Annotated in this window: 21 protein-coding genes; 8 read left to right on the top strand and 13 right to left on the bottom strand. The window is 72.5% G+C overall.

All coding sequences use genetic code 11. The annotated features are described in order from the left end of the window. Window positions 1–207 precede the first annotated feature (207 nt). The gene (locus tag BM051_RS11985; protein ID WP_092530146.1) at window positions 208–492 is read left to right on the top strand and encodes a putative quinol monooxygenase; all 285 of its coding nucleotides are present in this window, start codon (window positions 208–210) and stop codon (window positions 490–492) included. A gap of 68 nt (window positions 493–560) precedes the next feature. Here BM051_RS11985 and BM051_RS11980 read toward each other — a convergent pair whose 3' ends face one another. The 8 genes from BM051_RS11980 to BM051_RS11945 form a co-directional block, all read right to left on the bottom strand. Further along, window positions 561–1,601, bottom strand: coding sequence for a LacI family DNA-binding transcriptional regulator (locus tag BM051_RS11980; RefSeq protein WP_092530393.1), 1,041 nt, complete (start codon window positions 1,599–1,601; stop codon window positions 561–563). Continuing rightward, window positions 1,598–3,193 carry a glycoside hydrolase family 13 protein gene (locus BM051_RS11975; protein WP_092530145.1) on the bottom strand — a complete coding sequence of 532 codons (1,596 nt, stop codon included), beginning with the start codon at window positions 3,191–3,193 and terminating at the stop codon, window positions 1,598–1,600. The genes BM051_RS11980 and BM051_RS11975 overlap by 4 nt, the downstream gene beginning before the upstream one ends. A 19-nt stretch (window positions 3,194–3,212) precedes the next feature. Continuing rightward, window positions 3,213–4,055, bottom strand: coding sequence for a sugar ABC transporter permease (locus BM051_RS11970; RefSeq protein ID WP_092530144.1), 843 nt, complete (start codon window positions 4,053–4,055; stop codon window positions 3,213–3,215). Then, window positions 4,052–4,939, bottom strand: a complete 888-nt coding sequence (locus tag BM051_RS11965; protein ID WP_177216926.1) for a carbohydrate ABC transporter permease — start codon at window positions 4,937–4,939, stop codon at window positions 4,052–4,054. The genes BM051_RS11970 and BM051_RS11965 overlap by 4 nt, the downstream gene beginning before the upstream one ends. 220 nt (window positions 4,940–5,159) lie before the next feature. Then, a complete protein-coding gene (locus BM051_RS11960; protein ID WP_092530142.1) occupies window positions 5,160–6,452 on the bottom strand; it encodes an extracellular solute-binding protein in 1,293 nt (430 codons plus the stop codon). A 192-nt stretch (window positions 6,453–6,644) separates the two neighbouring features. Further along, window positions 6,645–7,412 carry an amino acid ABC transporter ATP-binding protein gene (locus BM051_RS11955; protein ID WP_092530141.1) on the bottom strand — a complete coding sequence of 256 codons (768 nt, stop codon included), beginning with the start codon at window positions 7,410–7,412 and terminating at the stop codon, window positions 6,645–6,647. After that, window positions 7,409–8,218: an amino acid ABC transporter permease gene (locus BM051_RS11950; RefSeq protein ID WP_092530140.1), complete on the bottom strand. Its 810-nt coding sequence runs from the start codon at window positions 8,216–8,218 to the stop codon at window positions 7,409–7,411. The genes BM051_RS11955 and BM051_RS11950 overlap by 4 nt, the downstream gene beginning before the upstream one ends. Window positions 8,219–8,297: 79 nt before the next feature. Continuing rightward, the gene (locus tag BM051_RS11945) at window positions 8,298–9,119 is read right to left on the bottom strand and encodes a basic amino acid ABC transporter substrate-binding protein (protein ID WP_092530139.1); all 822 of its coding nucleotides are present in this window, start codon (window positions 9,117–9,119) and stop codon (window positions 8,298–8,300) included. Window positions 9,120–9,332: 213 nt separating this feature from the next. On the opposite strand from BM051_RS11945, the gene BM051_RS11940 reads away from it, so the two are divergent. The 5 genes from BM051_RS11940 to BM051_RS11920 are packed head-to-tail and all read left to right on the top strand — an operon-like array spanning window position 9,333 to window position 14,929. After that, window positions 9,333–9,749, top strand: coding sequence for a hypothetical protein (locus BM051_RS11940; RefSeq protein ID WP_092530138.1), 417 nt, complete (start codon window positions 9,333–9,335; stop codon window positions 9,747–9,749). 48 nt (window positions 9,750–9,797) lie between these two features. Continuing rightward, complete coding sequence (locus BM051_RS29005) at window positions 9,798–11,381, top strand: hypothetical protein (protein WP_092530137.1); 1,584 nt, start codon at window positions 9,798–9,800, stop codon at window positions 11,379–11,381. A 38-nt stretch (window positions 11,382–11,419) separates the two neighbouring features. Next, on the top strand, window positions 11,420–13,078 hold the full coding sequence (locus tag BM051_RS11930) for a circularly permuted type 2 ATP-grasp protein (RefSeq protein ID WP_092530136.1): 1,659 nt from the start codon (window positions 11,420–11,422) through the stop codon (window positions 13,076–13,078). A 13-nt stretch (window positions 13,079–13,091) separates the two neighbouring features. Further along, a complete protein-coding gene (locus BM051_RS11925) occupies window positions 13,092–14,042 on the top strand; it encodes an alpha-E domain-containing protein (RefSeq protein WP_092530135.1) in 951 nt (316 codons plus the stop codon). After that, the gene (locus tag BM051_RS11920) at window positions 14,039–14,929 is read left to right on the top strand and encodes a transglutaminase family protein (protein ID WP_243859433.1); all 891 of its coding nucleotides are present in this window, start codon (window positions 14,039–14,041) and stop codon (window positions 14,927–14,929) included. The genes BM051_RS11925 and BM051_RS11920 overlap by 4 nt, the downstream gene beginning before the upstream one ends. A gap of 2 nt (window positions 14,930–14,931) precedes the next feature. Here BM051_RS11920 and BM051_RS11915 read toward each other — a convergent pair whose 3' ends face one another. Both BM051_RS11915 and BM051_RS11910 read right to left on the bottom strand, forming a co-directional pair. Beyond that, window positions 14,932–15,924, bottom strand: a complete 993-nt coding sequence (locus BM051_RS11915; RefSeq protein ID WP_092530134.1) for a FecCD family ABC transporter permease — start codon at window positions 15,922–15,924, stop codon at window positions 14,932–14,934. Continuing rightward, a complete protein-coding gene (locus BM051_RS11910) occupies window positions 15,921–16,919 on the bottom strand; it encodes a FecCD family ABC transporter permease (protein ID WP_092530133.1) in 999 nt (332 codons plus the stop codon). Before BM051_RS11910 ends, BM051_RS11915 begins: the two co-directional genes overlap by 4 nt. Before the next feature lie 51 nt (window positions 16,920–16,970). On the opposite strand from BM051_RS11910, the gene BM051_RS11905 reads away from it, so the two are divergent. Further along, entirely contained in the window at window positions 16,971–17,960 is a 990-nt protein-coding gene (locus BM051_RS11905) for an ABC transporter substrate-binding protein (RefSeq protein WP_243859434.1), read from the top strand. A 137-nt stretch (window positions 17,961–18,097) separates the two neighbouring features. Here the strand turns inward: BM051_RS11905 and BM051_RS11900 are convergent, their stop codons facing one another. Further along, window positions 18,098–19,540 carry a M20/M25/M40 family metallo-hydrolase gene (locus BM051_RS11900; RefSeq protein WP_243859436.1) on the bottom strand — a complete coding sequence of 481 codons (1,443 nt, stop codon included), beginning with the start codon at window positions 19,538–19,540 and terminating at the stop codon, window positions 18,098–18,100. A gap of 58 nt (window positions 19,541–19,598) precedes the next feature. On the opposite strand from BM051_RS11900, the gene BM051_RS11895 reads away from it, so the two are divergent. Beyond that, the gene (locus BM051_RS11895) at window positions 19,599–20,258 is read left to right on the top strand and encodes a response regulator transcription factor (protein WP_092530131.1); all 660 of its coding nucleotides are present in this window, start codon (window positions 19,599–19,601) and stop codon (window positions 20,256–20,258) included. On the opposite strand, the gene BM051_RS11890 is transcribed toward BM051_RS11895, so the two are convergent. Together BM051_RS11890 and BM051_RS11885 are read right to left on the bottom strand one after the other, a co-directional pair. Further along, window positions 20,240–21,331 (bottom strand): sensor histidine kinase, encoded by a 1,092-nt coding sequence (locus BM051_RS11890; protein ID WP_092530130.1) that lies wholly within the window; start codon window positions 21,329–21,331, stop codon window positions 20,240–20,242. The two genes, BM051_RS11895 and BM051_RS11890, sit on opposite strands and share 19 nt — an antisense overlap. Next, entirely contained in the window at window positions 21,328–22,428 is a 1,101-nt protein-coding gene (locus BM051_RS11885; RefSeq protein ID WP_092530129.1) for an acyltransferase family protein, read from the bottom strand. Before BM051_RS11885 ends, BM051_RS11890 begins: the two co-directional genes overlap by 4 nt. Window positions 22,429–22,674 lie beyond the last annotated feature (246 nt).

Here is a 22,674-nt window from a genome sequence, read left to right as displayed (position 1 = left end):
TAGAGAGGCCTAAATCGTGGATTTGTCGATATTTCGGTCCGGGGTGGGGTCGGGTTGGCCGATCTCGGGGGTCGAGCCTACGAGTTCTGTCCGACGGTGAGGGCGGATCCGCGCTTCGCGGCGACGGCTCGGGGTGTCCGTGGCCGGCGACGATCCCGTCTTGTCGGTGTCGCTCGGTAGCCTCCCGGTGAGCAGGGAGGGGACGACATGATCACCGTGTCCGGCTGGGTCGAGGTGGATCCGGCTGAGCGGGACGGGTACCTGGCCGGATGCCGCGCCGTCGTGGAGCAGGCTCGCCGTGCGCCGGGGTGCCTCGACTTCGCCCTGTCGCCCGATCTGCTCGAACCCGGCCGGATCAACGTGTACGAGCGGTGGGACTCCGACGAGCACCTCGAGCGGTTCCGCGGATCGGGTCCGGCACCGGAACAGAGCGCCGCGATCCGCGACGCCCAGGTGGCCCGTTACCGGATCTCCGCCACGGAAGCCGCGTAGTCAGGCCGTCCGGAGCCCGAGAACGGCCCGGCCACCGAGCCCGCCGGATCCGGCGCGACCCGGGCCCGTCAGCCCCGTGCGGGCGGGCGGGCCGCGGTCGAGCCACGCACCAGCAGCTCCGGGGCGAACAGGTACTCCCCGCTGGGTGGAGCCACCCCGCGGGTCTCCTCCAGCAGAGTCCGTACGGCGGCCGTCGCCATCGCCGGCACCGGCTGCCGGATCGTGGTCAGCGGCGGGTCGGTGAACGCGATCAGCAGCGAGTCGTCGAAGCCCACCACCGAGAAGTCCCTCGGCACCGCGAGCCCCCGCCGCCGCGCCACCCGGATCGCGCCGAGCGCCATCAGGTCGCTCCCGCACACCACCGCCGTGCAGCCCCGCTCCAGCAGCGCCCACCCCGCCGAGTGGCCGCCCTCCACCGAGAACAGCGAGTGCACCACCAGCCGGTCGGCCTCCTCGGCCCCCACCACCGGCTCCATCAGCCGCCGGAACGCCGCCGCCTTCCGCTGCGCCGGCACGAACCGGTCCGGTCCCACCGCCAACCCGATCCGCTCGTGCCCCAGCTCCCGCAGGTGACCGATCGCCAGCTCCACCGCCGCGCCGTCGTCGGTCGAGAAGAACGGCGCCCGCACCCCCGGCGCGTACCCGTTGAGGAACACCATCGGCATCCCCCGCTCGACCAGCCGCACGTACCGGTCGTGGCTGGCGGTGGTGTCGGAGTGCGCCCCGGACACGAACACGATGCCAGCCACGCCCCGCCCGGTCAGCGCCTCGACGAACTCGTCCTCGCTCGCCCCGCCCGGCGTGTGCGTGCACAGCACCGACGTGTACCCGTGCATCGCCAGCGTCCGCTCGATCACCTGCGCGAACGCCGGGAAGATCGGGTTGTCCAATTCCGGGATGATGAGCCCGATCAACCCCGCGCTGCGCTGCCGCGCCCGCGCCGGCCGCTCGTAGCCCAGCAGGTCCATCGCGGTGAGCACCGCCTGCCGGGTCGCCGCCGCCACCCCCGCCTTGCCGTTCAGCACCCTGCTGACCGTCGCCTCGCTCACCCCCGCCCGCTCGGCGATGTCGGCGAGGCGCACGGCCTGCTCGGCGTGCTGCTGGGTCATGCGGTGCTCTCCGGTGCGGCGGTCGTCCACCAGGCAGCGCTGTCCGGCGGCATGGTCACGTGGTCCCCGGCGACGGCGAACTCGCTCCGCGGGGCACTGGTCAACACTAGCTCGCCGGCCACCGGCACCGGCACCGCCGACGAGCCGAAGTTGACCACGCACACGAACCCGGGCCCCCGCTCGAACACCAGCAGGTCCGGCCCCAGATCCCGCCAGCGCAGCTCCCCACGCGGGCCCAACCCCCGTCGAAGCCGCAGCGCCGCCCGGTACAGCGCCAGCGTCGAGTCGGGGTCGGCCTCCTGCGCCTCGGCGGTCACCCCCGCCCACGACGCCGGCTGCGGCAACCACGTCGACGGGCCCGTCGTGAACCCGAACGGTGGCGCCTCCCCCGACCACGGCAGCGGCACCCGGCAGCCGTCCCGCCCGCGGTCGGTGCGCCCGGACCGCTCCCACTTCGGGTCCACGAGCACCTCGTCCGGCAGGTCGGTCACCTCCGGCAGCCCCAGCTCCTCACCCTGGTACACGTACACCGACCCGGGCAGCGCGAAGGTGAGCAGCGCCGCCGCCCGCGCCCGGCGCAGCCCCACCTCCCCGCCGCCGAACCGGGTGACGTGCCGCTCGATGTCGTGGTTGGACAGCACCCACGTGCTCGGCGCGTCGACCTCCGCCACGGCGGCGAGCGACTCGTCGACCACCCGCCGGAAGTCCGCGGCCGACCAGCCCGCCTTCACGTAGTGGAAGTTGAACGCCTGGTGCAGCTCGTCCCGGCGCAGGTACAGCGCGCGGCGGTGCGCGTTCGGCACCCACGCCTCGGCCACCCCGATCCGCCCACCCGGATAGGAGTCGAGGATCTTCCGCCACGACCGGTAGATCTCGTGCACGCCGTCCTGGTCGAAGTAGGGCAGCGGGGCCACGCCCTCGAGCTCGATCTGCCGGGGCCGGCCGACGTCCGGCAGCCCCGGTGCCTTGACCAGCCCGTGCGCGACGTCGATCCGGAACCCGTCCACCCCGCGGTCCAGCCAGAACCGCAGGACGTCCTCGAACTCGGCGCGCACCTCCGGGTTCTCCCAGTTCAGGTCCGGCTGCGCGGCGTCGAACAGGTGCAGGTACCACTGCCCGTCCGCCACCCGGGTCCACGCCGGTCCGCCGAACACCGACTCCCAGTCGTTCGGCGGCCGCTCGCCGTTCGGCCCGCGCCCGTCGCGGAACACGTACCGCTCCCTGGCCGCGCAGCCCGGGCCCTCGGCCAGCGCCGCCGCGAACCACGGGTGCTGGTCGGAGGTGTGGTTCGGCACCACGTCGACCAGCACTCGCAACCCGGCCGCGTGCGCGTCGGCGATCAGTCCTTCCATGTCGGCCAACGTGCCGAACAGCGGGTCGACGTCCCGGTAGTCGGCCACGTCGTAGCCCCCGTCGGCCTGCGGCGAGGGGTAGAACGGCGTCAGCCACAGGGCGTCCACCCCGAGCGACGCGATGTGGCCGAGGCGGGCGCGCACCCCGGGGAGGTCCCCGATGCCGTTGCCGGTGCTGTCGGCGAAGCTGCGCACGTACACCTGGTAGATCACCGCGTCGCGCCACCACTGCTGTGTCATCGATTCCTCTCGCTTGCTCTCAACCCTTGACGCCGCCGGCGGTGAGGCCGGCGACCAGATGGCGCTGGACGAGGAAGAACACCACCGCCGCCGGCACCATCACCAGCACCGAGCTCGCGGTGAGCAGCCCCCACTCCGAGGTCCAGTCGCTGACGAAGGTCGCCATCCCCACCGGCAGCGGGTAGCGGTCCTCGCTCTGCATGAACACGCTGGCGAACGCCACCTCGCCCCACGCCGTGATGAACGAGTAGAAGACGGTCACCGCGATCCCCGGCCGGGACAGCGGCACGATCAACCGCCAGAACGTGCCGAACGGGCTGAGCCCGTCGATCCGGCCGGCCTCGTCGATCGACACCGGGATGGTGTCGAAGTACCCCTTGAGCATCCACGCGCAGTACGGCACGGCGACCGTGCACTGCGCGAGGATCAGCCCGCCGTAGGTGTTCAGCAGACCCAGGTCGGCCAGCACGTTGTACAGCGGCACGATCAGCACCGCCGCCGGGAACATCTGCACCACCAGGAACATCCACATCAGCGGCCGGTGCCCGGGGAACCGCATCCGTGACGCCGCGTAGCCCGCGGTGGCCGCGATGAGCACCGCCAGCAGCGTGGTGCCGCCGGCCACGATCAACGAGTTCGCGAACCACCGCCCGAACTGCGTGTCGACCAGCACCTGCCGGTAGTTCTCCAGGCCCAGCGCGCCGAGGCTGCCGGGGCGGGCCCAGGTGTCCCGGTCGGTCTTCACCGACGTCAGCACCACCCACGCCACCGGGAACACCGCGGCGACGCTGGCCCCGACCAGCAGCACGTGCAGCGCGGTCGAGCGGAGTGGGCTACGTACCGGGGTCCTGGCCGCCGTCATCCGAACACCTCGTTCGCGGTGCGGGCCAGCCAGCGTCGGTAGAAGAAGGCGAACACGATCAGCATCGAGGCGATGATCGCGCCGTAGGTCGCCGCGCCGGCGTAGTCGCGGATGCCCTGGAACGCCTGGTAGTAGGCCTCGGTGACCAGGATGTCGGTGGCTCCGCCCGGTCCGCCGCCGGTGAGCAACGCGATCACCGGGAACTGGTTGAACGTCCAGATCGTGCCGAGCAGGATCACCGTGCCGGACACCGGGCGCAGGCCGGGCAGCGTCACCGCGCGGAACCGCTGCCACGGGGTGGCCCCGTCCATCTCGGCGGCCTCGTACAACTCCCTCGGCACGGTCTGCAGGCCGCCGAGCAGCGCGACCATCATGAACGGCACGCCGAGCCAGACGTTCACCATGATCACCGAGACCTTGGCCGCCAGCGGCTGGCCGAGCCAGTCCACGCCGGGAACGCCGACCATGCCGAGCACGGCGTTGAGCAGGCCGCCCTCGTTGTTGAGGATCAGCCGCCAGCCGAACGCCGCGACGAACGGCGGCACCGCCCACGGCAGGATGAGCAGCATCCGGTACAGGGTGCGCCCGCGCAGCGCGCGGTTGAGCAGCACCGCCAGCCCGAGCCCGAGCGAGTAGTGCAGGGTTACGCAGATGACCGTCCACTGCAGTGTCCACAGCAGCCGCGGGTAGAAGGTGCCGTCGGCGCCGGAGAGCACCTCGATGTAGTTGCGCAGCCCGACGAACTCGTAGGTCGCCGGGATCTCGTTGACCCCGATCGTGCCGCCGCTGTTCATCTCCGTGGCGTTGGTCAGCGACAGGAAGACGCCCCTGGCCAGGGGGTACAGCACGAGCACGGCGAGCACCAGCACCACGGGAGCCACCATCGCCCAGGCGTAGTAGTGCCGGCCGAAGAAGCCGGCGAGGCGGCGGCGCCGGGGCGGGGTGCGCGGCGGGGTCGGCGGCGGCCCCAGCGGTGCCGCCGCGGTGCCCGGGGCGGTCGGCGTGGTCGGCGTGGAGGTCACCGGGTACTCCTTCCCGACCGCCGGGTGGCCCGTACGGACCACCCGGCGGTGCACAGTGGAGCCGTCGGAGCCGTCGGAGTCATCAGGAGTCGAATCCCGGCACCGCGTCGGCGGCCTTGCGCTGCGCCTGGCCCAGCGCGTCCGGCACGCTGGCCTGGCCGCCGAGGATCTGCTGGTAGAACGGGGTGAACAGGTCGTAGAGGTCGCCGGCACCCGGTGCGCCCGGGCGCGGCTCGGCGCCCCGCAGCGGCTCCTGGAACGCGGTGATGGTCGAGTTGCCGGCCACCTCCGGGGTGTCATACACCGACTGGCGGGTCGGCATGGTGTTGTTCTGCTCGGCGACGTAGCGCTGGCTCTCCGCCGAGTTCACGAACTCGACGAACAGGAGCGCGGCGGCCACGTTCGGCGACCCGGCGTAGACCACCAGGTTGTGCCCGCCGACCGGGCCGCCCTGCCCGTGCGGGCCGGCCGGCACCGGGGCGACCCCGAGGTTCGCCGGGTCGGTGAACGCCTGGCCGGTCAGGTAGTCGGCCACCGACCACGGGCCGTTGAGCACCATGCTCGCGGTGCCGCTCTTGAACGCGTTCTGCATGTTGGTGTAGCCGTTGGCGCTGGTGTCGGTGGTCACCGCGCCCGCGGCCATCAGGTCCTGGACGGTGGCGATCGCCTTCCGCACCGGCTCGCTGTCCAGGGTGATCCGCTTGCCGGCCATGTCGACGTAGTCGCCGCCCTCGCCGTAGACGAACGGCAGCAGGTAGTAGGAGTCGGCGTGCAGGAACAGGCCGGTGCCGCCCGGGTTGGCGTCCTTCAACCGGAGCGCCACGGTCCTCAGCTCGTCCCAGGTGCGCGGCGGCTCGGTGATCCCGGCCTTCGCGAAGTGCTCCTCGTTGTACATCAGCCCGAGCGTGTCGGTGACCTGCGGGACGCCGTAGGTCCTGCCGTCCAGCTTGGTGCTCTCGGCCGCGACCGGGAGGTAGTCCTCGGCGCCGGCCAGCGCGGGGGTGCCGTCCAGCGGGTACAGGTAGCCGAGCTTGGCGAAGGTGGGGGTCCAGCCGATGTCGGCGCGCATCACGTCCGGCGCGCCGTTGCCGTTCTGCGCGGCCGTGCGGAACTTGTCGTCGGCGCCGTCGAACGGCACGTTGGCGTACTCGACGTCGATCTTCGGGTACTTCTCCTCGAACCGGCGGACCAGTTCACGGAAGGCGGGCGCCTCGTTGGTCGCGTCCGAGGTGTCCCACCAGGTGATGGTGCCGGAGACGGTGTTCGGGTCGGCCGCGGCGGCACCCGGATCGGTGTCGACGCCACCCCCGCCGCAGGCGGCGAGGGTGAGCGCGGCGGTGGCGAGCAGGGCGGCGACGGTGCTGCCTCGGTTCATGGGCACTCCTGGGTGGGGACCATCCGGGGAATGCCGGGAACAGTAGGCCAGCTCCGCAACCTCTTGCAAGAGATTGCAGAAACTTTCTACGCGCCTGCTGAGTGCGTGCCAAGGCCCCCGTGGTCGCGTTCAGTGCGACCACGGGGGCCTTGTGGAGCGCGGCGGGTACGGCTCGCGAGTCGGTGGGGTGGGTCAGCCCTGGGCGTGGATCGGGTTGAGGACGCGGGACAGGAAGGACTTCGTGCGCTCCTCCCGTGGGTCGCCGATCACCTGGGTCGGCGCGCCCTGCTCGACCACCACGCCCTCGTCCATGAACAGCACCTTGTCGGCCACCTCGCGGGCGAACTGCATCTCGTGGGTCACCACGAGCATCGTCATGCCTTCCTCGGCGAGCTGGCGCATCACGCTCAGCACGTCGCCGACCAGCTCGGGATCCAGCGCCGAGGTCGGCTCGTCGAACAGCATGACCTGGGGGTCCATCGACAGCGACCGAGCGATCGCCGCGCGCTGCTGCTGGCCGCCGGAGAGCTGCGCGGGCAGCGACCCCGCCTTCTCGGCGAGTCCCACCCGCTCCAGGTTCTCCCGCGCGACCCGCTCGGCCTCGGCCTTGCCGCGCTTGAGCACCTTCCGCTGCGCGATCGTCAGGTTCTCCAGCACGGTCAGGTGGGCGAACAGGTTGAACGACTGGAACACCATCCCGATGCCCTGGCGGGCGCGGTCGATGTCGACGTCCGGGTCGGTGATCTCGAACCCGTTGACCACGATCGTCCCGCTGTTCGGCACCTCCAGCAGGTTCACGCAGCGCAGCAGCGTCGACTTGCCCGAGCCGGACGGCCCGATGACGCAGACGACCTCGCCGCGGCGCACGCTCAGGTCGATGCCCCTGAGCACCTCCAGCTGGCCGAACGCCTTGTGCAGGTCGGTGATCTCGACGATCACCTCGTTGGTGGCCTGGTTCACGCCGTCACCTTCAACCCTTGGTCCTGCTTGCGGCCGGTCCTGCCCTCGAGGTACCGCGAGAGGTACCCGAGCGGGATCGTGATGATCAGGTAGCAGAGCCCAGCGATCAGCAACGGCGTCATCGACTGCGTCGTGTTCAGCCCCTCCCGGCCGAACTTCGCCAGCTCGAAGTCCTCCCGGAGCAGGCCGAGCAGGTACACCAGCGACGAGTCCTTGGTCAGCAGGATCAGCTCGTTGGTCAGCGGCGGCAGGATGATCCGGAACGCCTGCGGGATCACGATGGTGGCCATCGTCCGCCCCGAGGACATGCCGAGCGAGCGGGCGGCCTCGATCTGCCCCTTCGGCACCGCCTGGATGCCGGCACGCAACGTCTCGGCGATGTAGGCCGAGCCGACCAGGCCCAGCGAGATCGCCACCGTGGAGTAGATGTCGAACCGGATGTTGAACGCCAACGGCACGCCGAAGCCGAACGCGATGAACACCAGCAGCGCCGGCACGCCGCGGAAGAACTCGATGTAGGCGGTGGCGATCCACCGGTACGGCCCCACCGTCGACAGCTTCATCAGGGCCAGCACGAGGCCGATCGCCAGCCCGAGGCCGAAGCCGAGCACGGTGTAGATGGCCGTGTTGACCAGCGCGACGGTGAAGATCTCCGGGATCTGCGCCGACGCGGCGTCCAGGTTGAAGAACTGTTGCCTGATCGTCGTCCAGTCGGCCGCGAACGCCAGTGCCAGGATCACCAGCACCAGCACCGCGTACTGCACGCCGCGGACCACTTGGGCGCGTTTGCGCCGGGACATCGCCATGAAGGGGTCTCCTCGAGAAATGGCCGGCCTCGGCCGCCGGCCGGGGTGGGGTGGCACCCGGACCGGCGGCCGAGACGTACTACTTGCTCTCCGGCTTCTTACCGAACCACTTCTCGTAGATCTGGTCGTAGGTGCCGTCGCTCTTCGCCTTCGCCAGCACCTCGTTGATCTTGGCGAGCAGCGCGCCGTTGCCCTTGCGCACCGCGATGCCGTACTCCTCGCCGGTCTCGAACTCCTCGGTGACCTCGGTGTCCGGGTTCTGCTTCACGAAGTCGTAGAGCACGCTGTTGTCGTTGATCGCCGCGTCGACCTGCCCGGTCTTCACCGCGGTCTGCATCAGCGCGAGGTCCTCGAACTGCCGGATCTCGTAGCCGTGCTCGTCCTTGTGCTCGGTCGCGTAGTCCTCACCCGTGGTGCCCAGCTGCACACCCAACGTCTTGCCGCCGAGGTCGTGCAGCCCGGTGATGCCGGAACCCGTGCGCACCAGCAGCGCCTGGTTGGCGTCGAAGTAGCCGTTGGAGAAGTCCATCACCTTCTTGCGCTCCTCGTTGATGGTGATGGCCGCCGCCGCGAGGTCGCACTGCCCGGTCTCGAAGGAAGCGCCGGACTCGATGCCCTCGAACGAGGTGTCGAAGATCTCCTGCTCGACGCCCAGGTCCTCGGCGACGAGGTCGACGATGTCGACGTCGAAGCCCACGGTCTTGCCGTCCTGCTTGAACTGGAAGGGCGGGTACGGCAGGTGGGTGCAGGTGACCAGCTTGCCCGGCTTCATCAGGTTGATCTCGCCGCCGGCCTCCGTGTCGCCGCCGGTGTTGACCTTCTCGGCACAGCCCGCCGCGGTGGCGGCCAGGGCCAGCGCGGGCAGCAGGGTGAGCAGCCTGCGGGTGGATCGTCGTGCCACGATGTCACTCCTCGTAGTCCAGCCAGGTCGAGTGCCCGCATCCTGCCATCTCTCGACCGTGGTGCCCAGCATCGCCGCGTCACAAGGCCGTTGCGACCCGCCCTGCTGGGTGGTTTCCCTGGCAACCTGGCGCTGCCGCGCTGAGCGCGTCTCGCCTGGCTACCCTTCGTCACGTGTCCCGTGTAGTGCCGTTGTGTTGGCGAGCATCGTTCGATGTCCGTTGACCAGCCCGGCCCGGAGATGGCGCTCGTGCGTTATCTCCGAGCGCGCGGGTTCACAGTCGAAGCGGGGGAGCGGCCCGGCGACTATCGGGTGACCGCATACGACGGCGAACCGATGCCGCTTCGGCCCCGGCTGAGCCTGCCCGACGACCTGCTGACCGAGTACCTGGACGAGATGGGTGACGACCCGGCGGTCACTGGCGGGCTGGGCGCGTTGTCGTTGACCGAGGTCCATCTGGAGGAGGCCCTGACGGCAGGGGTCGGCGAGAACCGGACGACCGCCGTGGGGGTGCGGCGGGTCATCAGCGGAGAAGTGGAGTTCTTCTGGCACCGTCGAGCCCCGTCGGAACCACTGAACTCCGAGGCTCCATCCGCTGACCTGGAATGGCGTGCCGATCGGCCGCGGTAACCGGCGACCCACCTCGCCACGACCAGCAGGGCGATTACGCTCCCGCGCATGAGCGCCCGCTGGGCCCCGCGCCTGCTGCACGGCCTCGCGGTCGTTCCCGTGCTGCTGGCCGCCGTCCAGGCGGCTCGCGCGCCGCGGGCGCACCTGCTGCTCGACTACTGGCACGTGCTGGCCGAGGTCACCGACGACACCGGCCGGCTGCTGCCGGCGATGCTGCTCGACTACCACCTCGACCAGCCGTTCGTGGTTCCCTCGCTGCTGTTCTGGGTCGACGCGGCCCTGCTCGGCGCGGACAACCGCGTGCTCACCCTGCTCACCGTCGCCCTGCTGGCCGGCACCGTGCTGCTGCTGCGCGGGATGCTGCCGGCCGACCTCGGTCCAGCCCGCCGGGCGGCGCTCACCGCGGCACTGGCGTTCCTCCTGCTCGCGCCGCACGCCGCCGAGCTGTGGCTGCAGTCGACCAACGGCATCAGCTGGGTGCCCGCGCTGTCCGGCACGGTGCTCGCGGTGTTCCTGGCCCACCGCGACCGGTTCTGGTCCGCGCTCGCCGCCGCCGGGCTCGCCGTCCTGTGCTTCGGTGCCGCGTTGCCGGCGTTCTTCCTCGTCGCGACGGTCGCGTGGCTGCGCGGCGCACCCTCGTGGCGAGTGGTCACCGCGGCGACGCTCGGTGTGCTGGTGGTCGGTGGCTGGCTGCTGACCCGCCCCGAGGGCGACCACGCGCTCGCCACCTCGGCGGCCGAACCCGACCGGCGGCTGGCCGCGTTCCTCGCCGTGCTCGGCGCGCCGTGGTCGCCCGGCCCCGCCCCGGTCGCGGTGCTCGCCGGCACCGTCGTGGCTGGCCTCGCGGTCCTGGCCCTCGCCCGGGGGATGACGGATCGGACCCGGCGGCCCGAGCTGGCCGGGTGGGTGGGCGTCGTCGGTTACGCACTGGCGCTGGCGGCGCTGGTCGCGCTCGGCCGGACCACCGCGGGCGAGGTCGGGGTGAACGTGGGCACGATCAGCCGGTACGCGGTGGTCGGCGGGCTGGCCGCCGGTGCGCTGCTGGTGCTCGGCGTGCTGCACCGGCCGCGAGCCCGGCACGTCGCGCCCCTGGTGCTGCTGCCCGCGGTGCTCGCCTTCACGCTCGGTATCGACAAAGCGATCGAGGTGCGCTCCGGGTACGACGGGTTGGGCGTGGTGCCGGTCGCCCTGCGGGTGGCCGCCCCCGCCGCGCTGCGCGAGGTGAGCGTCGAGCCCGCGGTCGTGCCGGCCGCGCGGGCGCTCGGCGCCTACCCGTTCACCACCGACTTCACCCTCGGCTGCGCCGGTCGGGAGCTCGGTGACCGGATCGACGTCGCCGGCCTGCCCTCCGCTGGCGGGACGGTCGACACCGTACCCGTGCGCGGCGACACGCTGCTGTCCGGCTGGGCGGTGGTGGTCGGCGCGCCGGTCGACTGCGTGCTGGTCGTCGACGAGCGGGGCACGGTCAGCGGCGGCGGCATCACCGGCGTGGCCCGGTCGGACGCCGGCGCCGCCGCGGGCGGGGTCGGCGACGCCGGGTTCCGGGCGGTCGCCGCGCCCGCCGCGCCGCGCGTGATCGTCGTCGTGGCCCGTGGCGGCGCGCTGTACCGGGTGCCGCCGGCCCCCGGCTGACCGCCCGGTGCGTCACCGCGGGTGGCCGGTGAGCGACCATGTGGCCCATGAACGCCAACGCCGCGCTGCAGCTGCCGCCGTCGGGGCGTCGCGCCCGCAGCGGCCGGGCCAGGACCAACGGCCGGCCCGGCGCGCAGTTCGACGGGTACCTCGCGCCGAGCCGCCCGCACCCCGGCGCCTACGACGAGATGTTCGACGCCGAGGGGAAGGTCCGCCCGCCGTACCGCACGCTGTACGAGTCGATCGCCAGCCTCGGCATCGGCGACCTCAACGCGCGGGCCGAGGCGCTGGACCGCGCGCTGGTCGACCAGGGCATCACGTTCTCGCTGTCCGGGCACGAGCGGCCGATCCCGCTCGACCTGGTACCCAGGGTGATCGCCGCGGCCGAGTGGTCCCGGCTGGAACGCGGCGTGGTGCAGCGGGTCCGCGCGCTGGAGGCGTTCCTCGCCGACGTCTACGGCGAGGCGCAGATCCTGCGCGACCGGGTGCTGCCCCGCCGGCTGATCACCTCGTGCCGGCACTTCCACCGGGAGGCGTTCGGCGTCAACCCGCCCAACGGCGTGCGCATCCACGTCGCCGGCATCGACCTGGTGCGTGACGACGAGGGCACCTTCCGGGTGCTGGAGGACAACCTGCGCAACCCGTCCGGGGTGTCGTACGTGATGGAGAACCGGCGGACGATGACCAGGGTGTTCCCCGACCTGTTCGCCAAGCACCGGGTGCGCCCCGTCGGCGACTACCCGGCGCACCTGCTGCGGGCGCTGCGCGCGGCGGCCGCGCCCAACGTCGCCGACCCGGTGGTCGTGGTCCTCACTCCCGGCGTGCACAACTCGGCGTACTTCGAGCACTCGCTGCTCGCCCGGCTCATGGGCGTGGAGCTGGTCGAGGGCAGGGACATGTTCTGCCGGGACAACGTGGTGTACCTGCGCACCACCGAGGGTGAGCTGCCGGTGGACGTGATCTACCGCAGGATCGACGACACCTTCCTCGACCCCGTCCACTTCCGCCCCGACTCGGTGCTCGGCGTGGCCGGCGTGCTCAACGCGGCCCGCGCCGGCAACGTGGTGATCGCCAACGCCGTGGGCAACGGCGTCGGCGACGACAAGCTGGTCTACACGTACGTGCCGGAGATGATCCGGTACTACCTCGACGAGAAGCCGGTGCTGCCCAATGTGGACACCTACCGGTGCTGGCTGCCGGACGAGCTGGACCACGTGCTCGCCCACCTCGACGAGCTGGTGATCAAGCCGGTGGAGGGCTCCGGCGGCTACGGCATCGTGTTCGGGCCGCAGGCCAGCGCCAAGGAGCTGGCGAACCTGCGCCGCAGGATCAGGGCCGACCGGCGCGGCTGGATCGCCCAGCCGGTGGTGCAGCTGTCCACCGTGCCGTCCAAGGTGGACGGCCAGCTCGTGCCACGACACGTCGACCTGCGCCCGTTCGCGGTCAACGACGGCAAGGAGGTCTTCGTGCAGCCCGGCGGGCTGACCAGGGTCGCGCTGCCCGAGGGCAGCCTCGTGGTGAACTCCTCGCAGGGCGGAGGGTCGAAGGACACCTGGGTGCTCGCCGCCCGCTCGTCCTCCGCGGAGCGGGAGCTGGCCTCGCCCGCGCTCGCCCCCGGCTCCAAGGTGGACGGGCTGGCCGCGGAGCAGGGCCCCGAGCTGACCACCCTCCAGCAGCTACAACAGCAGCAGTCCTAGCGAGGAGGCGCCGATGCTGGCCCGCAACGCCGAGTCCCTGTTCTGGATCGGCCGGTACGTGGAGCGTGCCGACGACACCGCGCGCATCCTCGACGTGTCGGTGCACCAGCTGCTGGAGGACGCCAGCGTCGACCCCGACTTCGCGAGCCGGCAGCTGCTCGCGGTGCTCGGCCTCGCCCCGGACGCTCCGGGCGAGCTGGACGTGTGGCGGCTGACCGAGCTGGTGGCCTACGCGAAGGACAACGCCGGCTCGATCGTCGGCTCGATCAACGCGGCGCGGGAGAACACCCGGGGCGCCCGTGAGGTGGTGTCCACCGAGCTGTGGGAGTGCCTGAACGCGACCTGGAACGCGGTGCCCGAGCGGCAGCGCTACGCCCGGAGGGTCGGCCCGCACTCGTTCCTCGTGTTCGTCGAGGAGCGCGCCGCGATGTTCGCCGGACTCGCCGACTCCACGATGAGCCGCGACGAGGGCTGGCTGTTCCTGGTGCTCGGCCGCTCGATCGAGCGGGCCGACATGGTGCTGCGGCTGCTGCTGTCCAGGGTGCACGACCCGGCGTCCTCGCCCGGCTGGGTCACGGTGCTGCGCGCCGCCGGCGCCCAGGACACCTACCTGCGCACCTACCGCGGCGCGCTGGACGCCGCGCGGGTGGTGCAGTTCCTGTTGCGCGACGCGCTGTTCCCGCGCTCGGTGTTCCACGCGCTGCGGCAGGCCGAGGACTGCCTCGATCAGCTGGACCGGCGGCGCACCAATGTGCGGACCAACGAGAAGGCCGAGGCGCTGCGCCAGCTCGGCAGGGCCCGCAGCGAGCTGGAGTTCCTCCGGCCGTCCGATCTGCTCGACGAGCTGCCCCGGCGGCTCGGCGGGTTGCAGAGCACGATCCGGGAGATCGGGGAGGCCGTGTCGGTGCAGTACTTCCATTCGGCCCCGTGGGTGGCCTGGCGCGGCGCGGAGGTGTCGTTGTGACGGAGACCTTGTCCACCGCCGCGTCGCCGGCGCCGCCGCCGGACCGGGGCTGGCAGCTGCGCGTGGTGCACAGCACCGGCTACCACTACGCGTCGCCGGCCACCCAGTCGTACAACGAGGCCAGGCTGACCCCGCGGTCGGACCGCCGGCAGGACGTGCTGGCGACCAGGATCGAGACCACCCCGGCCACCCGCGCCTACCGGTACACCGACTACTGGGGCACCGAGGTCACGTCGTTCGACCTGCACGCGCCGCACATCGAGTTCACCGTGGTGGCCACGTCGGTGGTGGAGACCGTCGAGGCGGTGCCGCCGGTGCGCGAGGCCACCTGGAAGGACCTGCGCTCCGAGCCGGTGCTCGACGAGCACGACGAGTTCCTGCGGCCGACGAAGTACACGCCGCGGGACCGGGAGCTGGCGACGGTGGCCCGGCGGCTGCGGAAGGGCAACGACCCGACCGACACCGTGCTGGCCGTCGCCGGGTGGGTGCACGAGCAGCTCACCTACCGGCCCGGCAGCACCGGGGTGCACAGCACGGCGACCGACGCGTGGCGGGCCAGGGAAGGAGTGTGCCAGGACTACGCGCACGTCACGCTGGTCATGCTGCGGGCGATCGGCATCCCGGCCCGGTACGTCTCCGGCTACCTGCACACCCGCCCGGACGCCGCGCTCGGTGAGACGGTGGCCGGTGAGAGCCACGCCTGGGTGGACGTGTGGACCGGCGGCTGGTGGGCGTACGACCCGACCAACGCGATGCTGGTCGGCCCCCGCCACGTGTGGGTCGCCACCGGCCGCGACTACGCCGACGTGGCCCCGCTAAAGGGCATCTTCACCGGCGGTGCCGGCTCCACTCTCGACGTCTCCGTCCAACTCACCCGCCTGGCCTGACGTCACCGGCGGCGGAGGAGGAGCCAGCACAGATAGCCGCCGCCGAGGGCGCCGGTCACCACGCCCACCGGGAGCAGCGACGCCGGCAGCAGCCGCTGGCCGACGAAGTCCGCGGCCAGCATCAGCAGCGCCCCCAGCACGGCCGACGGCACCAGGTTCGGCCCGGGCAGCCGGGTCAGCCGGCGCACGATCTGCGGCGCGGCCAGCGCGACGAACGGCACCGGCCCCGCGGTCGCCGTGGCCACCGCGGTGAGCGCGATGGCAAGGCCGAACAGCGCCGGCCGCACCTGGTGCACCGGCACCCCGACACCCACCGCGGTCTCCTCGCCCAGCTCCAGCATCCCCAGCGGCCGGCGCAGCACCAGCAGCGCGGGCACCAGCACCAGCATCGCGGCGGCCAGCGGCACCAGATGTCCCCAGCTCCGCCCGGCGAGGTTGCCGACCAGCCAGGTGGCCGCCTTGCCGGCGTCCTCGATCCGCGCCCGGGTGAGCAGGTACGCGTTGACCCCGGCCAGCACCGTGGCGATCCCGACCCCGATCAGCACCAACCGGTTGCTGTGCAGGCCCCGCCACCCACACAGCGCGCCGACCAGCAGTGCGGTGCCCAACCCGCCGGCGAGCGCACCACCGGCCGTGGCCAGCGCGCCGGCGCCGAACACCAGGATGGCGAGCAACCCGCCGGTGGCCGAGCCGACGGTGAACCCGATGATGTCGGGGCTGCCCAGCGGGTTGCGGGTCAGCGTCTGGAACACCGTGCCGGCCAACCCGAGCGCCGCGCCGATCAGCACCGCCACCAGCACCCTGGGCAGCCGCTGCTCGGTGACCACCAGGTACTCGAACTTGGTGCCCTGCCCGAGCAGGGTGCGCACCACCGTCCCCGGCGACAGCGCCAGATCGCCGGTGCCGATGACCAGCACCGCGAGCGCGGCGATGCCCAGCACCAGCCCGCCGACCACGGCACCGGCCCGCCGGGAGACCCCTGCCGGCGCGCTCACAGCCGCAACCTCCGGACGAGGTACACGAACGCGAGGCCGCCCACGACGTCGGTGACCACGCCGACCTCCAGCTCACCGGGACTGCCGAGCACCCGGCCGAGCACGTCGCAGCCGAGCAGCAGCACCGGTGCGAGCAGCACGGACAGCCCCAACACCCAGCGCTCGTCCTGGCCGACCAACCCGCGTACCAGGTGCGGCACCATCAGCCCGACGAACGCGATCGGCCCGCACGCCGCGGTCGCCGCCCCGCAGAGCAGCCCGACGACCACCATGCTCGCCAGCCGCACCAGCCGGGGGTTCGCGCCGAGCCCGTGGGCGGCGGCGTCGCCCAGCGCGACCGCGTTGAGCGATCGACCGAGCAGCAGCGCGCCGAGCAGGCCGGCGGCGAAGAACGGCAGCAGGCCGTCGAGCGCGGCGAGGTCCCGGTTGGCCAGCGACCCGACCAGCCAGAACCGCATCCGGTCGAGCGCGTGGGTGTTGATCACCTGCATGCCCTGGGTGACCCCGACACACAGGGCCTGTACGGCCACCCCGGCCAGCGCCAGCCGCACCGGGCTGCGGCCGCCGCCGATCGCGTACACCAGCGCGGTGCCGGCCACCGCGCCGGCGAAGGCGAACCAGACCAACCCGTCCGGCGCGGTGAGCCCGAGCGCGGCGTTGGCCAGCGCGTTCGCCGCCGCGGCTCCGTAGTTCACCCCGAGCAGCCCGGGGTCGGCGATCGGGTTGCGGGTGACCGCCTGCATGAGCGCGCCGGCCAGGCCGAGCGCGGCGCCGACCAGCACGCCGAGCAGCGTGCGCGGCAGCCGGCTGTCCCGCACCACCACGTCGTCGTAGCGACCGTCGTAGGCGAACAGCGCGTGCAGCACCGCGTCGAGGCCGAGCCGGTTCGCACCGAGCGCGACGGACAGCAGGAGGACCGCCACCAGCGCCACGACCGCGCCGAGCAGCACGAGCGGGCGCCGGGTGCGCGCGGGCGCTGCGGCGATCATCACCATGGCGGACACGGTAAGGCAAGGCTAGCCTTACGGGCTATGGTCGCTCGATCGATGCCACGGAGATCACTCAGCCGCCGCGGGTTCCTCGGCGGGATGGCCGCCCTCGGCCTCGTCGGCGGGCTCGCCGCCTGCGGCTACCGGGAGGAGGCCCCGTCCGGGACCGGCGCCACCTGGACCTACACCGACGACCGCGGCCGGGTGCTCGACGGGCCGCGGCCCACCCGGATCGTGGCACAGGTGACCGCCGCCGCGGCACTGTGGGAGTTCGGCGTCCGCCCGGTCGGGATCTTCGGCCCGGCCACGCTGCCCGACGGGCGGCCCACCTCGCAGGCCGGTGCGGTGGACGTGGCGTCGGTGACCTCCCTGGGCAACGTGTGGGGCGAGTTCGACTTCGACGCCTACGTCGGGCTGCGGCCGGAGCTGCTGGTCAGCGTCGTCTACCAGAACGACGAGCTGTGGTACGTCCCGGCCGAGCAGGTGGACCAGGTGGAGCGTGCCGCGCCGACCGTGGGGGTGAACCTCGCCGGGGTGCCGATGCTCGACGCGATCGGCGAGTTCGCCGACCTCGCCGCGGCGCTCGGCGCCGACGTCCAGACTCCCGCGGTGACCGACGCGAAGGCCGCGTTCGAGCGGGCCGACCAGGAGTTCGCCGCGGTGGTGCGCGAGCGGCTGTCCGGTCAGCGGGTGCTGGTCACCTCGGCCACCCAGGACCACCTCTACGTCGGCGAGCCCAACGCCTTCCCCTCCGTGAAGCACCTGATGCAGCGGGGCATGCCGTTGGTGGTCCCGGAGCAGACCACCGACAGCGGCTACTGGGAGGCGCTGAGCTGGGAGAACGCCGGCAAGTACCCGGTCGACGTGATCCTGCTGGACTCCCGGGAGGGCAACCTGCAGGCCGACGACCTCGCCGCGTTCCCCACCTGGGCGCGGCTGCCGGCCGTGCGCGCCGGCCGGGTGATCAGCTGGAACATGGAGCTGCCGTTCAGCTACCGCGCGCTGGCCACCGAGCTCACCCACCTCACCGACCACCTCCGCACCTGACCCCCCGGCGTGTTCGGCCCTCCCGTCACCGTGTTTGCGCTCCACGTCGCCGTGTTGGCGTCGCACGGCGCGAACACGGGGACACAGCCGGCGAACACGCGGGCACGGGGCGCGGACACGGGTGTGCGCGGTGCGGGTCAGCCGCGGGCGTGAGCGTGCAGGATGTGCGCCACCGCCTCGGTGACCCGCTGGGCGTGCGGCACGTGCAGCCACTCGTCGGGCACGTGCGCGTTGGAGTCCGGGCCGAGCGCGCCGGTGACCAGGAACTGTGCCGCCGGGTACCTCTCGGCGAGCAGGCCCATGAACGGGATCGAGCCGCCGAGGCCGATGCTGCGGCTCGGCGCGCCGAACACCTGGTCGCTCACCCGCTGCAGCGCCGCGCTCAGCCACGGCGCGCTGTCCGGCGCGTTCCACCCGTTCGCGTGCTCCACCCCGGTCAACTCCACGGTCGCGCCGTAGGGCACGTCGCTGCTGAGCGCCTTCTCGATGGCGGTCAGCGCGGCGGCGGAGTCGGCGGTGGGGGGTAGCCGGAAGCTCAGCGCGAGCGTGGTCGAGGTCCGCAGCACGTTGCCGGCGTGCGCGGGCTCGGGCAGCCCGGCCGCGCCGATCACCGAAAGCGTGGGCCGCCAGCTGTTGTTCAGCAGCAGCTCCACGTCGTCCTCGTTGACCGGCCGGGTGCTGCCGTGCCGTGGGAACGCCCCGGCGAGCGCGCCCGGTGCCGCCGCGGCACTGGCCGCGGCCTCCGCGCGACGGTTCTCCGGGATGTCCACGGTGCACTCGTTGATCAGGATCCGCCCGGTCGCCGGGTCCTCCACCCGGTCGAGCAGGGAGCGCAGGATCCGGAACGAGTCGGGCACCACCCCACTGGCCAGCCCGGAGTGCTGGGCCGACTCGAGCACCCGCACGGTGACCCGCACCTGGGCCATCCCACGCAGGCTGGTGGTCAGCCACAGCCGCTCGTAGTCGTTGCCGCCCGAGTCCAGGCACACCACGAAGCTCACCGGGCCGAGCCGCTCGCCGAGGTGGGCCAGGTATGCCGGCAGGTCCGGGCTGCCCGACTCCTCGCCGGTCTCCAGCAGCACCACCGCGCGCGCGTGCCCGCCGCCGGCCGCGCGCACCGCCTCCAGCGCCGCGGTGGCGGCGTACCCGGCGTAGCCGTCGTCGGCCGAGCCCCGGCCGTACAGCCGGTCGCCACGCAGCACCGGCGTCCACGGGCCGAGCCCGTCCGACCAGCCGCCGACCGGGGGCTGCTTGTCCAGGTGCCCGTACAGCAGCACGGTGCCCCGGTCCTCCGCGCCCGGCGTGGCGGGCACGTCGAGCAGCAGCACCGGGCTGCGCCCCTCCAGCCGCACCACGTCGACCTCGGCACCGGGGATGTCCCGTGCGCTCAGCCAGCGGCGCACGTGCTCGACGGCCGCGTCGAGGTGGCCGGAGCGCTGCCACTCGGTGTCGAAGACCGGCGAGAGGGCGGGGATCTCCACCAGGCCGGACAGGCTGGGCAGGACATCGTTCGCCCACAGCCCACGGACGGTCTCGTGCACGACGTTCTGATCCAGGTACTGGTCCACGTTCTGCTCCACACCGTCATCCTGCCACCCTGCCCGCGCGGTCCACCGTGTCGCTGCGACACTGCGGGCCGTGCGGGTGCTGGTGGTCGAGGACGAGGCGGTGATCGCCGACGCCGTCGCCGAAGGGCTGCGTCGGCACGCGATGGCGGTCGACGTCTGCTACGACGGCGCGGCGGCACTGGAGCGGGTCGGTGTCCACCGGTACGACGTGGTGGTGCTGGACCGCGATCTCCCCGGGGTGCCCGGCGACGAGGTGTGCCGGCGGGTGGTCGACGCGGGCGCGGAGACCCGGGTGCTCATGCTCACCGCGGCGGCCGGGATCCGGGACAAGGTCGACGGGCTCGGCCTCGGTGCCGACGACTACCTCACCAAGCCCTTCGCGTTCGCCGAGCTGGTCGCCAGGGTGCAGGCGCTGGGCCGGCGGGCGCGACCCGCGCTGCCGCCGGTGCTGGAACGTGCCGGGGTGCGGCTCGACCTGCCCCGGCACTCGGCGTCCCGGGACGGCCGGCTGCTGCGGCTCTCGCCCAAGGAGTTCGCGGTGCTGGAGGTGTTGCTGCGGGCCGACGGCGCGGTGGTGAGCGCGGAGCAGCTGCTGGAGAAGGCGTGGGACGAGCACGCCGACCCGTTCACCAACTCGGTGCGGGTGACGGTCGGGACGCTGCGTCGCAAGCTGGGCGAGCCGCCGGTGATCGAGACCGTGGTCGGTGCCGGTTACCGGTTCGTCGGCTGACCGACCGGTAGCCGAACCCGCACGGTCAGCCCGCCCGCACCGGCGTTCGGTGCCGCCTCGATCGTGCCGCCGTGCGCGGTGGTGATCGAGCGGGCGATGGCGAGGCCGAGCCCCGCACCGCCCCGGTGCGCGGTCCGGTCGGCGCCTCCGCGACGGAACGGCTCGAACAGCACGGGCACCAGCTCCGCCGGTACCCACTCGCCCGTGTTGCGCACGGTCAGCAGCCCGTCCGCGGAGAGGGCGACGTCCAGCCGGCCGCCGGGCGTGTTGTGCAGGATCGCGTTGCGGACCAGATTGGTCACCAGCCGTTCCAGCAGCACCGGCTCCCCCGGCACCACACACCGCTCGATGTGGACGGTCGCCCTCACGTCGTGCCGCGCGGCCAGGTCGCCGTGGGAGTCGACCACTCGCCGCACCAGCTCGTCCAGCCGCACCGGCTCGGTGCCGGCGAGTCTGCGGTCGGCCTCCACCAGGGTGAGCAGGCCCTCGACCAGGCCCTCGGTGCGCTCGTTGACGGCCAGCAGGGTCGTGCCGACCCGGCGCAGGTCAGTGCTCGCGGCGGGGTCCTCCAGCGCCACCTCGAGCAGCGCGCGTTGCGCGGCCAGCGGGGTGCGCAGCTCGTGCGAGGCGTTGGCGGCGAACCGGCGCTGGGCGTCGTAGCCGGCGGCGAGTCGGTCCAGCATGTCGTCGATGGCCAGCGCCAGCTCGTCCAGTTCCCGGGGCGCCCGCTCGAGCCGGACCCGCCGGCCGAGGTCCGGTGGCGCGCAGCGGCGCACCGCCGCGGTGACCGTGCCCAGCGGTCGCAGCATGCCGCGAAGCAGGAGCCAGCAGCCGGCGGCGACCAGCGGGGCGAGCGCGAGCAGGCCGAGCACCGGCCACCACGAGTCGAGACGGTCGGGATCGAGGTAGTACAGCCGCAGCATGCGGACGCTGTCGGAGATGGTCGGCGAGCCGCGCAGGACGTACAGCCCGAAGGCTCCGACGAGGACACCGCCGGCGAAGACGGCACCGCACAGCAGGGCGATCCGGCCGCGCAACGACGGCGCCGGCGAGCTCTGCCCGGACCTGGTCATGCCGGGACCGTAGCCGTCCCCCGCGGTTCCGCCAGCCGGCGGCCGTGCCGAATGGCCGGTCGCTCCACCCAGCGGTACAGCGCGCAGGCCATGCCCAGCGCGAACAGCGACACCGCGACGGCCTGGACCGTGCTCGGCCCGGGGATCACCGTGCTCACCGCGGACGCGGCCATCGACTGGCTGAGGTAGAGCGAGTACGAGCGCCGGCCGAGGAACACCATCGGACGGCTCTCCAGCGCCCGGCGCACCGGTCCGGGCGCGACGACCGCCACCAGCAGCAGCGCCACCGCGACCGCGTAGACCGGGACGATCGCCCGCCAGCCGCCGCCGAGGGCGTCCCGCAGCGGCACGATCGTGAGCTGGAGCGCCACGAATCCCAGCGCGACCAGCACCGCCACGGCCGGCCGGGTCAGCGGCCGCAGCACCGCGAACCCACGTGGCTGGTGCAGCACCAGCGCGAGCAGGCAGCCGGCGAGAATCGACGCGTAGTGCAGGGTGAGCGAGCTCCACCGGGCGCCGACCAGCAGGACCGCGATCCCCGCGAGCACCAGGCCGAGCCGGAGGGTGAAGCGCCGGGCCACGGCCGCGGTGAGCAGGAGCAGCGCCGGCCAGGCGAGGTAGAACTTCTCCTCCACCCCGAGCGACCAGGAAACGCCGAACGGCGTGTTGTAGTCGACCAGCTCGTTGCCGAAAACCAGGTACAGCGGGAGGGCGTCGGCCAGCCGGCTGTCGGTGAGGTTGCCCCCGATCGACACGAAAACCACGGTCAGCCCGAGCAGCAGGAAATACACCGGCAGAATGCGGAAAACCCGGCGCAGGTAGAACGCGCGCAGCCGGATCCGGCCGAGGTCCCGCTCCTCCCGCAGCAACAGGGTGGTGATGAGGAAGCCGGACAGGGTGAAGAACAACTGCACCCCGATCCAGCCCTGCAACCGGTCCCATGTGGGGCCGCCGAAGTGGAAGAACACCACGGCCAGTGCCGCGAGGGCGCGCAACCCGTCCAGCCCCGGCAGCCGGGGCATGGCCAGGTAGGCGGAGTGGTCGAGCCGCCCGATCGGGTGGCTTCCGGCCCGGCCGGAACGTGGCGCGTCCACCATGTGCTCGTTCTATCGAGCGGAGCGGCTCGGCCGGGTAAACGTCTTCTTTATCGATCCTTTAGGTCAACCGCCGAGGCTTACCGTTGGCGCGGGTTCCGGGCAGGTCACGGTTCGGCAGCGCTATTGATCACTGCCGGCACGGCGACTACCTTCACTACCCACCGTGATCCGGATCACTGTTGTTTGAGGCGGTTTGCTCGGTTCGACGACGAACGGGGACAACGCTGTGTCAGCACCGAAGACGGC

Origin of the sequence: Amycolatopsis arida (genome assembly GCF_900115565.1) — a bacterium.
Classification (GTDB): domain Bacteria; phylum Actinomycetota; class Actinomycetes; order Mycobacteriales; family Pseudonocardiaceae; genus Yuhushiella; species Yuhushiella arida.
Note: the sequence above shows the minus strand (reverse complement) of the source record. Positions and strands in the feature narration are given on the sequence as shown.

Coding starts and splice junctions, on each gene's coding strand:
- BM051_RS11985 (WP_092530146.1), top strand. CDS start 208: ATGATCACCGTGTCCGGCTGGGTCGAGGTGGATCCGGCTGAGCGGGAC.
- BM051_RS11980 (WP_092530393.1), bottom strand. CDS start 1,601: ATGACCCAGCAGCACGCCGAGCAGGCCGTGCGCCTCGCCGACATCGCC.
- BM051_RS11975 (WP_092530145.1), bottom strand. CDS start 3,193: ATGACACAGCAGTGGTGGCGCGACGCGGTGATCTACCAGGTGTACGTG.
- BM051_RS11970 (WP_092530144.1), bottom strand. CDS start 4,055: ATGACGGCGGCCAGGACCCCGGTACGTAGCCCACTCCGCTCGACCGCG.
- BM051_RS11965 (WP_177216926.1), bottom strand. CDS start 4,939: ATGGTGGCTCCCGTGGTGCTGGTGCTCGCCGTGCTCGTGCTGTACCCC.
- BM051_RS11960 (WP_092530142.1), bottom strand. CDS start 6,452: ATGAACCGAGGCAGCACCGTCGCCGCCCTGCTCGCCACCGCCGCGCTC.
- BM051_RS11950 (WP_092530140.1), bottom strand. CDS start 8,218: ATGGCGATGTCCCGGCGCAAACGCGCCCAAGTGGTCCGCGGCGTGCAG.
- BM051_RS11940 (WP_092530138.1), top strand. CDS start 9,333: ATGTCCGTTGACCAGCCCGGCCCGGAGATGGCGCTCGTGCGTTATCTC.
- BM051_RS29005 (WP_092530137.1), top strand. CDS start 9,798: ATGAGCGCCCGCTGGGCCCCGCGCCTGCTGCACGGCCTCGCGGTCGTT.
- BM051_RS11930 (WP_092530136.1), top strand. CDS start 11,420: ATGTGGCCCATGAACGCCAACGCCGCGCTGCAGCTGCCGCCGTCGGGG.
- BM051_RS11925 (WP_092530135.1), top strand. CDS start 13,092: ATGCTGGCCCGCAACGCCGAGTCCCTGTTCTGGATCGGCCGGTACGTG.
- BM051_RS11910 (WP_092530133.1), bottom strand. CDS start 16,919: ATGGTGATGATCGCCGCAGCGCCCGCGCGCACCCGGCGCCCGCTCGTG.
- BM051_RS11905 (WP_243859434.1), top strand. CDS start 16,971: ATGCCACGGAGATCACTCAGCCGCCGCGGGTTCCTCGGCGGGATGGCC.
- BM051_RS11890 (WP_092530130.1), bottom strand. CDS start 21,331: ATGACCAGGTCCGGGCAGAGCTCGCCGGCGCCGTCGTTGCGCGGCCGG.
- BM051_RS11885 (WP_092530129.1), bottom strand. CDS start 22,428: ATGGTGGACGCGCCACGTTCCGGCCGGGCCGGAAGCCACCCGATCGGG.